General features: G+C 55.8%; 12 protein-coding genes. 5 read left to right on the top strand and 7 right to left on the bottom strand.

What is annotated here, in order from left to right; all coding sequences use genetic code 11:
• The first annotated feature begins 165 nt into the window (after positions 1-165).
• Positions 166-912, top strand: coding sequence for a phosphatase PAP2 family protein (locus tag U869_RS0100165; RefSeq protein ID WP_029987565.1), 747 nt, complete (start codon positions 166-168; stop codon positions 910-912).
• Between the two features lie 65 nt (positions 913-977).
• Positions 978-2,258: a DUF3748 domain-containing protein gene (locus tag U869_RS0100160; protein WP_025120923.1), complete on the top strand. Its 1,281-nt coding sequence runs from the start codon at positions 978-980 to the stop codon at positions 2,256-2,258.
• On the opposite strand, the gene U869_RS0100155 is transcribed toward U869_RS0100160, so the two are convergent.
• Complete coding sequence (locus U869_RS0100155) at positions 2,259-2,618, bottom strand: YceK/YidQ family lipoprotein (protein WP_025120924.1); 360 nt, start codon at positions 2,616-2,618, stop codon at positions 2,259-2,261.
• A gap of 304 nt (positions 2,619-2,922) precedes the next feature.
• Here U869_RS0100155 and ibpA point away from each other — a divergent pair, with 304 nt between their 5' ends.
• From ibpA to U869_RS0100140, 3 genes are all read left to right on the top strand, one after another.
• A complete protein-coding gene (gene ibpA, locus U869_RS0100150; protein ID WP_025120925.1) occupies positions 2,923-3,336 on the top strand; it encodes a small heat shock chaperone IbpA in 414 nt (137 codons plus the stop codon).
• A 73-nt stretch (positions 3,337-3,409) separates the two neighbouring features.
• The gene (ibpB, locus tag U869_RS0100145) at positions 3,410-3,844 is read left to right on the top strand and encodes a small heat shock chaperone IbpB (RefSeq protein ID WP_025120926.1); all 435 of its coding nucleotides are present in this window, start codon (positions 3,410-3,412) and stop codon (positions 3,842-3,844) included.
• Positions 3,845-4,011: 167 nt separating this feature from the next.
• Positions 4,012-5,670: a putative transporter gene (locus U869_RS0100140; RefSeq protein WP_025120927.1), complete on the top strand. Its 1,659-nt coding sequence runs from the start codon at positions 4,012-4,014 to the stop codon at positions 5,668-5,670.
• Between the two features lie 105 nt (positions 5,671-5,775).
• Here the strand turns inward: U869_RS0100140 and U869_RS0100135 are convergent, their stop codons facing one another.
• From U869_RS0100135 to U869_RS0100110, 6 genes are all read right to left on the bottom strand, one after another.
• Complete coding sequence (locus tag U869_RS0100135) at positions 5,776-7,026, bottom strand: valine--pyruvate transaminase (RefSeq protein WP_025120928.1); 1,251 nt, start codon at positions 7,024-7,026, stop codon at positions 5,776-5,778.
• Between the two features lie 134 nt (positions 7,027-7,160).
• A complete protein-coding gene (locus U869_RS0100130) occupies positions 7,161-9,227 on the bottom strand; it encodes an alpha-amylase (protein WP_025120929.1) in 2,067 nt (688 codons plus the stop codon).
• A 246-nt stretch (positions 9,228-9,473) separates the two neighbouring features.
• Positions 9,474-10,448 carry a glyoxylate/hydroxypyruvate reductase GhrB gene (gene ghrB, locus U869_RS0100125; protein ID WP_025120930.1) on the bottom strand — a complete coding sequence of 325 codons (975 nt, stop codon included), beginning with the start codon at positions 10,446-10,448 and terminating at the stop codon, positions 9,474-9,476.
• 82 nt (positions 10,449-10,530) lie between these two features.
• Positions 10,531-11,799 (bottom strand): MFS transporter, encoded by a 1,269-nt coding sequence (locus tag U869_RS0100120; protein ID WP_025120931.1) that lies wholly within the window; start codon positions 11,797-11,799, stop codon positions 10,531-10,533.
• A 122-nt stretch (positions 11,800-11,921) separates the two neighbouring features.
• Complete coding sequence (locus U869_RS0100115) at positions 11,922-12,869, bottom strand: sugar kinase (protein ID WP_115650711.1); 948 nt, start codon at positions 12,867-12,869, stop codon at positions 11,922-11,924.
• Positions 12,866-13,624, bottom strand: a complete 759-nt coding sequence (locus U869_RS0100110; protein WP_025120933.1) for a sugar phosphate isomerase/epimerase — start codon at positions 13,622-13,624, stop codon at positions 12,866-12,868. The genes U869_RS0100115 and U869_RS0100110 overlap by 4 nt, the downstream gene beginning before the upstream one ends.
• Positions 13,625-13,883 lie beyond the last annotated feature (259 nt).

The following is a 13,883-nucleotide window of genomic DNA, read 5'->3' as shown; positions in this document are numbered from 1 at the left end:
TCTTCCTATGGGAAAGGGGGATTAGTTATTTTGTGTAATATGATTTTTGTGATCTGTATTTTTGCCTGCCATGGGTAACCCTATTATAGTGATTTTAGCTCCCTGTTTCTTAAGCGTTTATTCAAGGGATAATCAAGTAACCCACAGCAATTATACGGATGTAATATGAAGATAAAAAAAGCCCTATTAGCCTCATTGACCTTTATTGCCTGCACACAATTATCTTTTGCCGCCAAAGACGTGACCACGCAGCCCGATCTTTACTTCCTGCAAGAATCACAATCCATTGATAGCCTTACATTACTCCCTCCGCCTCCAGCCGTTGATAGCATCGATTTTCTCAATGACAAAGCGCAATATGACGTGGGTAAATTACTCAGAAATACCGAGCGAGGTAAACAGGCTTATAATGATGCCCATGTGAGTGGTGACGGTGTGCCAATGGCATTTTCTGGCGCATTTGGTATGGAAATAACTCAGGATAAAACCCCGGAAATATATCGGCTGGTTACCAAAATGCGTGAGGATGCCGGTGATTTGGCAACTCGTAGCGCTAAAGAACATTATATGCGCATTCGGCCTTTTGCTTTTTACCAAGAGGATACCTGCCGCCCAGATGAACAAAGTACACTGTCAAAAAATGGCTCCTATCCTTCCGGCCATACCACCATTGGCTGGGCTACCGCGCTGGTGCTGACGGAGATCAATCCCGCCCGCCAGGGTGAGATCCTCAAGCGGGGCTATGAGATGGGGCAAAGCCGGGTGATCTGTGGTTACCACTGGCAGAGTGACGTTACGGCCGCGCGCGTAGTGGCTTCCGCTATCGTGGCACGTTTACACGCCGAGCCTGCTTTTGTCGAACAACTGCAAAAGGCGAAAGCCGAATACCAACGGTTGGCAAAAGCTGGGTGATGTGAAACAGCCAGGCCGATCGGGTACTATGGCGGTTCTATGCCAGCCGGTATACAGGAGCCGCCATGAGCCATCAGGAACGACAGCTGACTTTTGATCCACGAGGTCATCAACTCACCAACATTAACGTCTGGACGCCGTGCAGCCAATGGTTGGCGTATGATGTACGGCCAAGCGGCGCATCCTTTACCGGCCTGAGCATTGAGCGGGTGAACGTTGCCAGCGGCTTGGTGGAAGTGGTTTATCGGGCGCAGCAGGGTGCTCATGTTGGCGTAGTGACGGTGAGCCCGGATGCGCCAGCGCGTTATGTGTTTATCCATGGGCCGGAACATCCGGACAGCCACTGGCATTATGATTTCCACCATCGCCGTGGCGTGATCGTCAGCGAGCCGGATCGTGAACTGGCGATTACCCTCGATGCATTGGATATTACCCCTCCCTATACCCCAGGCGCGCTGCGTGGCGGCACCCACGTGCATGTCTTCAGCCCGGATGCCAGCCGCTTGAGCTTCACCTATAACGACCATGTGATGCACGAGTTCGATCCGGCACTGGATTTGCGCAATGTCGGTGTCGCGGTGCCGTTGCAGGGCGTGAATCCGCCTAAGCAGCACCCGCGTGAATATGACGGCAGTCACTTCTGCGTTCTGGTCAGCTCAACGACGCCAACCCCGCAGCCGGGCAGCGATCAAATCAATCGGGCTTACGAAGAGGGCTGGATTGGCCTGCAAGGCTATAGCAAACCCGATGGTAGCCGCCAGCGTTGGGCGTTGGCGTTTATTGGCGATACCCTTTCGCCGCAGGGGGAAAAACTGCCGGAAGTGTTTGTGGTAGATTTGCCGGAAAATGACGCCGACTATGCCAAAGCCGGGGATGTTCCCTTGCAGGGAACGGCCACTACCTTACCGGCACCGCCGCTGGGGGTTCAACAACGGAGGTTGACCCATACCAGCCAGCGCCGCTACCCAGGAGTTGCCACTACGCCACGCCACTGGTTACGCAGTTCGCCAGACGGCAGCGCCATTGCTTTCCTGATGAAGGACGATCGCGGCATTGTGCAACTGTGGACTATTTCCCCCAACGGTGGCGAAGTGCTCCAGATCACGCAGGCGGAACACAGCATCCAGTCGGCATTCAGCTGGCATCCGCAAGGTGGCAAGATTGCACTGGTGTGTGATAACAGCGTGATGCTGTGCGATATCGCAAACGGCAATATGCAGCGTCTGACCAGGCGAACTGCGCAACCCCCAATGGGGGACGCCGTGGTGTTCTCACCGGATGGCCAACAGCTGGCCTTTATGCGCGAAGTGGCTGGGTTCAGCCAGATTTTTGTGGTGGCGGTTTAACTACAGCCGGGTTGGTGCTGGCGAGGTTGTCATGCCCTGGCCTGGATTGCCGCTGGCAGCCAGATTCTGCTCTTCATCATGCTGGATACGGGCTTTGGGTGAGGCTGCCATCTTATCGCTGCCTGAGCGCAGGTAGTCGTAAGGTAGCAAAATGGTGTCCATCGCCGCCGACAGGGGGAGATCGATCGCCAGCAGAGGTATCATGGCCCAACTGGTATCATCGCTTTTCATCATGTCCACATTGGCACGCGTACCGGAGTAATAGCCCTGATCGGCCCCGGTGTGACTGGCTACGCTGGAGCAGCCATTCGCGCTCAGCAGCAGGCAGCCGGTTGCTATCATTCTTTTGAGTGGTTTCATTCATCCATCCTGAGGGTGCACTTCCCCTGAAATTTGCTGAGTTATAACATCCAGCCAAAGCATTGAAAGTTGCAAATCTCCGCACTGTGGCGGCTCTCTCACTTTGAGTGTATGTGATAAACAAATTTTCGCCGTTTCCATTAGCAATTATTTGATCATCGTCAGTTGAAAAGCGGAAAGCAAACCCCATCTTCTTTACAAGGCCAAATTAAGAATTTGCCGTAAGGGAATTCTGGCCGCTCAGCCTGTCCATGATGGAAGGCTTTATTATCAACCTCGCTAAAGTGCCTTAGGAGGCTGTTTTATGCGCAACTTTGATCTTTCCCCGCTGTACCGTTCCGCGATCGGTTTTGATCGCCTGTTCAACGCTCTTGAGTCTGGCCAAAGCCAGGGTAACGGGGGTTATCCTCCGTACAATATTGAACTGGTTGATGAGAATCATTACCGCATTGCCATCGCGGTTGCCGGGTTTGCCGAGCAGGAACTGGAGATCACCACGCAAGATAATCTGTTGATTGTGCGCGGGGCTCACACCCATGAACCTGCTGAAAGAACCTATTTATATCAAGGTATTGCCGAGCGTAATTTTGAACGCAAATTCCAGCTGGCCGAACATATTCAAATTAGAGGCGCCAAACTGGAAAACGGCCTGCTGTATATCGATATGCAACGCGTGGTGCCGGAAACATTAAAGCCGCGTCGGATCGAAATTAAGTAATCGTTGTTTCATCACTCTGCCTGCCGTCAGGGGGCAAACTTTAAACCTCGCTTCTTGGAAGGAGATTACTATTATGCGTAACTACGATTTATCCCCACTGCTGCGTCAATGGATCGGTTTTGACAAACTGGCCAGCTCAATGGGAGGCCAGGAGCCACAAGGGTTCCCGCCATACAACATTGAGAAAAGCGACGACAACCACTATCGCATTTCCCTGGCGCTGGCCGGGTTCAAACAAAGCGAACTGGATATTGAAGTGGAAGGCCCACGCCTGACCGTGCGTGGCAAACCGACACCGCCGGAAAAACAGGTGGAGTATCTGCATCAGGGGTTAGTGTGCAAAGAATTCAGCCTGACCTTTACCCTGGCAGAGCACCTGCAGGTCGACGAAGCCAAGTTTGAAAATGGCTTGCTGCACATCGATCTGGTACGCAACGTACCGGAAGCTTTGCAGCCACAGCGCATCCGCATCGGCAGCACTGCAACTGCGGAGCTGGAAGCCAAATAACCGGCTGAAAAAAAACAAAAACTTGCGGGGGAGGTCCATTCGGGCCTCCCCCGTTGCATTCTGTGCTGTACCCCACATTACCCCCCCGCGCCTTATGTCAGAATCCCTAATAATTGCAGGTGTTTAGTTGCATACCGATTGTTAAACTTTAGGTAAGGATGTGACGTATGAGTGATATCGCCCTGACCGTCAGCATGTTGGCGTTGGTGGCTATTCTCGGGTTATGGATCGGCAACTGGAAAGTGTATGGCGTGGGTTTAGGGATAGGCGGCGTCTTGTTCGGCGGCATCATCGTCGGGCACTTTGCACAGACTTACCAGATCACACTCAACGGCGACATGCTGCACTTTATTCAGGAGTTCGGTCTAATCCTGTTTGTTTACACCATCGGTATCCAGGTTGGCCCTGGTTTCTTCTCGTCCCTGCGCGTTTCCGGCCTCAAGCTCAATGGTTTCGCCATTCTGCTGGTGCTGGTGGGCGGCGTGGTGGCGGCGATTGTTCACAAGCTCTTTGCCGTGCCGTTGCCGATCATTCTCGGCGTATTCTCCGGTGCGGTCACCAACACCCCGGCGCTCGGGGCCGGGCAGCAGATACTCACCGATCTGGGTTCCGATCCGGCACTGGTTAATCGTATGGGGATGGGCTATGCCATGGCCTATCCGTTCGGTATCTGCGGCATTCTGCTGGTGATGTGGCTGATCCGGCTGTTCTTCCGCATCAATATCGATCGGGAAGCGCAGGCATTCGAGGAAAGCCTGGGGAACAATCGCGAACTGCTGCAAACCATGAACGTGGCGGTGCGTAACCCCAATCTGCAAGGCATGGCGATCAAGAATGTGCCGCTGCTCAACAGTGATGACATCATCTGTTCGCGCCTGAAACGGGGTGATTTACTGATGGTACCCGCCCCGCATGAGACGCTGGAACTGGGGGATTTCCTGCACCTGGTCGGCAAGCGCGAAAAGCTGGAAAACGCCCGGCTGGTGATTGGCGAGGAAGTGGACGTCTCACTCTCCACTCGCGGAACCTCGCTGCAAGTTGTCCGTGCGGTAGTGACCAACGAGAAAGTGTTGGGCAAAAAAATCCGCGAGCTGGATCTCAAGCAGAAGTACGACGTGGTGGTCTCGCGCCTCAACCGTGCCGGGGTAGAGCTGGTGGCTGGCAGCAATGTTACGCTGCAGTTCGGGGATATCCTCAATCTGGTAGGGCGTCCAGAATCCATTGAGGCGGTGGCGGCGATTGTCGGCAACGCCCAGCAGAAGCTGCAACAGGTGCAGATGCTGCCGGTATTTATTGGCATTGGCCTTGGGGTGCTGTTGGGTTCTATCCCGTTGTTTATTCCCGGCTTCCCGGCAGCATTGCGGTTGGGATTAGCCGGTGGTCCGCTGGTGGTGGCGCTGATCCTGGGGCGTATTGGCAGCATCGGCAAGCTGTACTGGTTTATGCCGCCAAGTGCCAACCTGGCGCTACGTGAACTGGGTATCGTGCTGTTCCTGGCCGTGGTTGGCCTGAAGTCGGGTGGCAACTTTGTCGATACCCTGCTGCATGGCGATGGGCTGGCGTGGGTTGGTTACGGGGCACTCATCACCTTCATACCGCTGATCAGCGTAGGTATTCTGGCTCGGGTAGTGGGTAAGATGAACTACCTGACGCTCTCCGGCATGCTGGCGGGCTCAATGACCGATCCCCCGGCGTTGGCCTTTGCCAACGGCCTGCACCCTACCAGCGGCGCTGCGGCGCTGTCTTATGCCACGGTCTATCCGTTGGCGATGTTCCTGCGCATTATGTCACCGCAGCTGTTGGCGGTGCTGTTCTGGGCGATGTAGCCAACAAAAACGGGCTCCGCTTGCGGAGCCCGTGAGACTACTGACAAACCTTCGCTGGTCTCACACGTAGGGGCGCTGCATGCTGCGCCCGTTTGCTCTTCAGATTTATCCTTCCTGGTGCGCGCGCTCAACCTCTTCCGCCAGGATCATCACGCCACGCTCAATATCTTCCGGATCCGGTACATAGTTCATGCGCATGCATTGATGCGTATGCGGCCATTCATGTTCCAGCCCCGGGAAGAAGTAGTGGCCTGGCACCATCAGCACGCCGCGCTTTTTCAGCCGTTGGTACAGCAGCTCGGTGGTGATGGGCAGATCCTTGAACCACAGCCAGAGGAAGATAGCCCCTTCTGGTTTATGGATCAGGCAGCGTTCTGGCGACAGGTAACGACGAATAATGCCGATGGTCTGTTCGACCCGCTGTTTGTAGAACGGACGGATCACTTCATTGGATAAACGCAGCAGATCGCCACGTTCAATCATCTCTGTGGCCAGCGCCGGGCCAATGCTGCCCGGTGACAGGCTGATAATGCCGTTCATATTGGTCAGCGCGGTGATGACCTTCTCATCGGCGATTACGATGCCACAGCGTGAACCAGGCAGGCCCAGCTTGGACAGGCTCATACACAGGATGATATTCGGGTTCCATAGCGGCGTGGCTTCGCTGAAAATAATGCCGGGGAACGGCACGCCGTAGGCGTTGTCGATCACCAGCGGGATATCACGCTGTTGCGCCAACAGATCGAGCTTCATCAGCTCTTCATCGGTGATCACGTTGCCGGTGGGGTTGGTAGGGCGTGACACGCAGATCATGCCGATGTCGTCACCGATGTTCAGATGCTCAAAATCGACGTGATATTTGAACTGGCCATCTGGCAATAGTTCGATATTAGGCTTGGCAGAGACGAACAGCCCCTCATCCAGCCCGGAATCGGCATAGCCAATATATTCTGGTGCCAGTGGGAACAGGACGCGGCGGCGGCTACCGTCGGCGTAGCGGCCAGCAAACAGGTTGAACAAGTAGAAAAACGCGCTCTGGCTGCCATTTGTCAGTGCAATATTCTGTGGTTCGATCTGCCAGCCGAGTTCTTCCTGCAGCATTTTAGCCAGCGCTTTCAGCAGGGCGTCTTTGCCTTGCGGGCCGTCGTAGTTGCACAATGCCTCGGTCAGCTTACCTTGATCGAGCATCTCCTGGCATAGCTGTTTGAAGTAGCTGTCCATCTCTGGGATTTGCGCCGGATTACCGCCGCCGAGCATGATGGCACCGGGCGTGCGCAGGCCTTCATTCAGATCGTTCATCAAACGGGTGATGCCCGCATAACGGGTAAATTTGTCGCCGAAAAGTGAAAAATTCATAGCTGCTGCAATATGGTTGTGAGCGAGTAGGCGCCCACCATACCGCCAGATAAAAGCGGGTGCAATGCGCTAGAGTTTTCACCCGCCGGGCATAGATGTCGCCTGGCGGGGATTTAACAGCATAATTTGCTGAATTATTGTGACCGATCGCCAGCCCACACCACCATCACCTTGTCCCCCTCATGCTGGCGACTAAAGGCATAGTAATGAGCCGTTTGCTGAGATTGCTGCGTACCGGCACCGATTGCCGGATGGCGTTCACGGAACTGACCTAACCGCTGCCAGTGTGCCAGCAACGGTGCTTTGGCTCCTTGCAGTTCACCCCAGTTCATATCCGAACGGGTGCCTTGCAGGGGATCGGAACCGGTAGGGCCAAACGGGCGGCCGCTCTCATCACCGTAGTAAATCTGCACTGCGCCGGGTGCCAACAGCAGCAGGTCTGCTGCACGCTGTTGTAAAGGCAGAGAGCCTTTGGCATCGCTGGCAAAGAACAGGCGAGTATCGTGCGAGGAAATATAGCTCAGTACGTTGAAGCCCTGTAGCTTGTCCGCCATCTGTTGATAGGTGCTATCGATATTGGAAAAACATCCCAGCGCTTGCGCGGCCTGATCTTGAAAATCAAAGTTGATCATCGCATCGAAGCCATGTTGGTAATAATCGCTTTTCATCACCCCATGGCCCCAGGCCTCACCGGTCATCCAGAACGGTGCATTGTCCAACGCCTGTTTGGGGTTGGCCGCTTTCCACTCGGCCAGCGCTTCGGTGGCTCGCTGCTTTAGCAGGTCCAGCGTGGGTTTATCGACGTGTTTGGCGGTATCGACGCGGAAGCCATCAATGCCGTAGTCGCGCACCCATTGGCTGAGCCAGGTTGCCAGATAATCGCGGGTGGTAGCACCTGGGATTTCGCGCGCGGCGGTATCGGGCTTGTGGCGGAAGAACAGGGGCAGGCCGCTGGCTCCGGGCGCTTCAGTTTTGATGTCCGGAAGGAAGGCCAATGACATGGTCAGATCGTCAAAGCCTGGCGAATCGTAATCGCCGATATCGGTGCGGATCCAGTTTTTCCCCCACCATTGGCTCCAGCCTGCTTTATCGCTGAAGTTGATGTAGTCGTTAAAGCTGTGCCAGCTCTGGCCTGGTCCTGGTTGCCAATCGCCCCAGTTTTTGCCGAGAGTTTTTTCGGCTTCATCGCCCTTCAGGTACAGCGAGCCAAACTGAAACTGCTGCATATCGGTGAGCGTGGCATAGCCGACGTGGTTGACCACCACGTCAAACAGGATGCGGATCCCGCGTTGATGCGCTTGTTCTACCAGGTTACGCAGATCCTGCTCGTTGCCCATATTGGCATCGAGCTTGGTCCAGTCCAGATGGTAGTAACCGTGATAGGCGTAATGTGGGAAATCCCCTTTGGTGCCACCACCGACCCAACCGTGGATTTGCTCCAGTGGGGAACTGATCCATAGCGCGTTGACCCCGAGCTGCTGCAGATAATCGAGCTTTTGCGTCAATCCGGCGAGATCGCCGCCGTGAAACGTGCCAATTTCCTGCATACCGTCGCCGTGACGGCCATAGCTGTGATCGTTGGCCGGATCACCGTTTTCAAAACGGTCGGTCAGCACAAAATAGACCGTGGCGTTGTGCCAGTTGAAGGCGGCTTGCTGCGGTGGATTGACTGACTCCAGCAGTAACAGCCCACCGCTGGTGGGGGCGGGTTGCAGGGTAACCTGCCCTTGAATGACCTTGGCAGTCTGGCCGGAATAAAAATCACGCACCGTTTCGCCTTCGGCAAAGGTGTCTTTCACCGCGATGGTGATCGGTTGACCATCCCAACGCTGGCAGGTGCGGGCAACGGCAGCCACGGTTTTTTCCGGTTCGGCTTTCAGGCTGAGCTGCAAGGTTGGCGTACCGCTGCGGGTGTCGATACGCACCTGGTAATCGCCATCGCGAAACAGTCGCCAACTGACGGGCGCGCTATTGCTACAGGGTTGCAGCGACAAAGCCTGGTTCAGCTTCACAGCAACGCTGGGCTGCCAGCATTGTTGGTTCTGATATAGCTGCAACGGCAACTGGCCTTTGGCCAGCGTAGCCTGGCTGGTAAACACACCGCTGGTGGATTCGCTGAAGGCCGGGAAGCTTTGCAGCGTCCAGTTGGCCAGCGCTGCGGGTGAAAGCAGCATCAGCAGGGGCAGGGTCAGACGTTTCATGGCTCTCCTTACTCGTGGCAGGAAGCGTTTTTATCGTAGGGTAGCCTAGTTTGCTGGATGGAGAAAAAATCGCCTCATCCTGGGGCGGAAATTTGGGGGCGCAGGGGGAGGGGGGAGCTTGACCGCGGCTCCGGGCTAGCCCCCTCTCCCCAAGCAGTTACCCACGAGGTACTTGGTCAGTACAGTGGGAGAGGGCTGGGGTGAGGGGAGATTGGCAGCCTTAACTGACATTGCATCTAATGAGAATTACTTCTTCAGCAACTGCGGGTTAACGCAGTTTTCGGTTACTGTGCCGGTCAGAGCGGTAATCAGATTATCTACGGCGCATGCGGCCATGCCGTAGCGAGTCTCATGGGTGGCAGAACCGATATGCGGCAATGCGACCACGTTGGCCATTTTCAGCAGCGGTGAATCGACTGCGACCGGCTCCTGCTCGAACACGTCCAACCCGGCGGCGTGAATGGAGCCGTCCTGTAAGGCTTCGATTAGCGCCTGCTCATTCACCACCGGTCCACGCCCCGCGTTGATCAGAATACCGCTCTGCTTCATCTTCGCCAGCTGTTCACGGCCAATCAGATGGAAGGTTTGCTCGGTGAGTGGCAGCGTAATACACAGGAAGTCCGACTCGGCCAGCAACGTATCAAGATCGCAACGGCGTGCATTAAAGCGCTGTTCTGCCTCTTCATGCGTGCGACGCGCGTTGTACAGCACCGACATGCCAAAGCCAAAGTGCGCACGCTGCGCCAGTGCCAGGCCGATGCGGCCCATGCCCAGGATGCCGATGGTTTTATGATGCACGTCTACGCCATACCAGTCAGGCCCAATGCTGCCCTGCCATTCCCCCGCTTTTACCCGCTCGGCCACTTCGACGACCCGGCGCGCGGTGGCCAACACCAGGCTCATGATGGTATCGGCCACGGTTTCGGTCAGCACGGTTGGAGTATGCATCAACAACACCTGGTGGGCGTTGAGCGCAGCGACGTCAAAGTTGTCGTAACCCACGGAGACGGTGGAAGCCGCACGCAGTTTGGGCGCACGCTGCAAAAAGGCTTCATCAATCTTGCCACCGGAACCCAGGATACCTTCGGCCTGTTGCAGCGCCTGCTCGAAGGCGGCGTTATCGGGTTGCAGACCGTCAAAGGCGTGCACGGTGAAGTGCTGATCCAGCCGTGCGCGCAGGTCGCTGGGCATACTTTTGTACAACACAATTGAAGGCTTCATCAAAAACTCCATCTGGCGAACGAGATAATCAACATAACATATTGCAGAGTGAGTGAAGGGCGGAGCCCCTCACTCAGCAACATCAGGCCACCTGTGGCTGAGCTTCGTTGCGTGCAGGTTTGACGATCAGCGTCAGTCCCACCGAGGCCAGCAGTGCAATAGCCATAAACATATAGGAAGCCGCCGGGCTGCTGGTTGCTCCATTCAGATAGCCGACAAACCACGAACCGAAGAAGGAACCCAGTGCGCCCATGCTGTTAATCAGCGCCATGGCGCCTCCGGCGACGTTTCTTGGCAGCATCTCCGGGATGATGGCAAAGAATGGACCATAAGGTGCGTACATTGCCGCACCGGCTACCACCAGCAGACCATAAGAGATCCAGAAGTGGTTCGGGCCAATCGCGTAAGAAGCGAAGAATGCCAGCGCACCGATCAGCAACAGCGGCCAGACGAACAGCTTGCGGTTCTGCATCTTGTCCGATGCCCAGGAAACCACGATCATCGCGATGGTGGCGGCCAGATAAGGCACCGACGACAGCCAACCCGCTTCCACCATCCCCATCTGCATACCGCTGCGCAGGATCGAAGGCAGCCACAGCACGAAGCCATACACGCCGATGCTCCAGGCAAAATATTGCATGCAAAGCAGGATCACGTTACGGGAACGGAAGGCCTCGCCGTAGTTACGCACGGCCTTGATGCCTTTTTGTTCTTCAGCCAGCTGCTGTTGCAGCGCCTGCTTCTCCTGGTCGCTCAGCCAGCCCACCTGTGATGGTTTGTCTTTGACCAGCACCCACCAACAGAAGGCCCAAATCACGGCAGGGATCCCTTCGAAGATAAACATTTCACGCCAGCCAAAGGCATGGATCAGGTAGCCGGAGACCACCGACATCCACAACACCGTGACCGGGTTACCGAGGATCAGGAAAGTGTTGGCGCGGGAGCGTTCAGACTTGGTAAACCAGTTGCTGATATAAATCAGCATTGCGGGCATTACCGCCGCCTCTACCACGCCGAGGATAAAACGGATCGCTGCCAGCATTGGGATATTGCTGACCATACCGGTCAGCGAAGCGCAGCCTCCCCACAGGATCAGGCACCAGAAAATCAGTTTCTTGACGCTGCGGCGTTCGGCGTAAATTGCGCCGGGAATTTGGAAGAAAAAATAGCCGAGGAAAAACAGCGCGCCCAGCAGGGATGACATCCCTTTGGTGATGCCGAGATCGTCGTTAATCCCGGCGGCAGAGGCAAAGCTAAAGTTGGCGCGATCCAGATAGGCCAGGCTGTAGGTGATAAACACGATGGGCATGATGTACCACCAGCGTTTAGCCGCAATAGTTGCTTTACTCATGTTCAGATCCCTTCAGTGGAGTCTTTTTGCCAGCGGCGGCTAGTAGCCATCTGCTGGGGCTTGTGCTCTCCCGGCGTGCCTCGGTTGTAGGGCCAGAGGTGGGCGCTCTTTGGAGCAAATGATTATTCAGCCAGTGTGGCGCGGGTTGGCAGCCCTTCGCTATCGCCAATGGCCTGGATGGCCAGCGAACCGATCTTGTTGCCGCGTTGTACCGCCTGGAGCAGCGTTTTGCCTTCCAGCAGGGCGCTTAGCGTCCCCACGGCGAAGCCGTCTCCAGCCCCGACGGTATCTACCACGTTGGCGACTTTCACCGCCGGAACAGCAGCCTGGTCGCCCGCGGCGGTTTTAAACCAGGCACCTTCTGGCCCGGTTTTGATAATGACAGCCTGTACGCCACGTTCCAGATAGAAATCGGCGATGCCTTCTGCGGTGGATTGCCCGGTCAGGATCTGGCCCTCTTTTAACCCAGGCAACACCCAGTCGGCAGCGCAGGCCAGCTTATTGAGCTGTTCGATCATCAGCTCGCGGCTAGACCACAGTACCGGGCGCAGGTTTGGATCGAAGGAAATGGTTTTGCCCAGGGCACGCATCTCGGCGGCGGCGAAATGGCACAGTTCCAGCGATTGGGTGGAAAGGGCTGCGGCCACGCCGCTCAGGTGCAGGTGACGTGCCCCGGCGAAATAGTCGCGATCAAAATCGGCGGTGGACAGATGGCTGGCTGCGGAACCTTTGCGGAAATACTCCACACTGGGATCGGTACCATCGGTGTTCTTAGATTTCAGCTGAAAACCGGTTGGGTAATGACTATCGACGGTGACTCTGCTGGCGTTTATCCCTTCTTTTGCCAGTTGTTGCAGGGTAAAATGGCCAAAGGAGTCATTGCCTACCCGGCTGACCCAGCCCACGTTCAGGCCCAAGCGAGCCAGCCCAATCGCTACGTTCAGCTCAGCACCGGCGATGCGTTTGGTAAAGGTCTCCACCTCGGCCAAATCGCCGGTTTGCGCCGCGACAAACATCGCCATGGCTTCGCCCAGAGTGACGACATCTAAAGGATTTTGCGTTGTCATCATGCCTGCTCCCCACGTAATACATCCACATAGTGGCGGGTAATCGCCTCCAGATCGTTGCCTTGTAACGGGAACTCGATGCCGCGTGGGACGTCCTGTGGCAGACGGGCCAGCAGATCGCGCCAACTGCCGTCGGTATCATCCAGGGCAATGGCACGCCAGCCGCGTGGGCCAAGGGTTGCGGCCTTAACATGAATATAGCCGACGTGTTTGGCCAGCAGATCGGCGGCGGCCAAGGCGTCTTGCCCTACCCAATGCCAGTTGGCCATATCGAAGGTCATGCCGACCGGCAATTGGCTTGCTTGCGCCGCGTGGAAGAAGGCATTCAGCTGCGACAGGATGCCGCAGTCTGGCGTCTGGTCGTTCTCGACCACTAGTTGAGTGGCGGATTGTCCCAGCGCTATTTTTAACTCGGTGAAGTCAAAGCCTGGCTTATAGTGGCCTAAAGCAAGTTTGAGACGGCTGGCTTGCAGGATCTTCGCCTCTGCCAAAAAGGCTGGCAGGTTCGGGTTCAGGCTATTTTGTGGCGTAAACAGTGACTCAGGAGCGGAATACACAGCGGACAGTTGGTGCTGTTGCAGGGCCTGCGCCAAGGCTGGCAGATCGTCCAATTCCTGCGGGGAAAGCAGTTCACGGCGGATTTCCACGCCTTCTGCACCGGCTTGGGCGATAAGGGGCAATAACGCCGCCTGCCCACCTAGCTGCTGAACCTTATCGTTGCCGTAGGCGCTGGTCACTACAATAATCTGTTGCTTCATATCGGGCTCCTGAGGTGGCAAGTCCACCACCGTAACTGAGGTATTTACGGTAAATGGAACCGGTTCCATTGAAAAGCAGCAGAATGCAGAACTATGATCGCAATCACGGAGTTGGGTAAAAAATAGTCGTTTATCAATTATCGTACTTAGCCGCTAAGGTGACACGTTTTCCCCTCACCCCAACCCTCTCCCACAGGGCGAGGGAGCTGTCCGGCGTCGTTGATAGGTTATGTGGTACTCCGTAGATACTCTGTTAAGC

The sequence above is a fragment of the Serratia sp. H1w genome (assembly GCF_000633355.1).
GTDB lineage: Bacteria > Pseudomonadota > Gammaproteobacteria > Enterobacterales > Enterobacteriaceae > Chania.
This window is presented reverse-complemented; position numbering and strand designations above follow the sequence as displayed.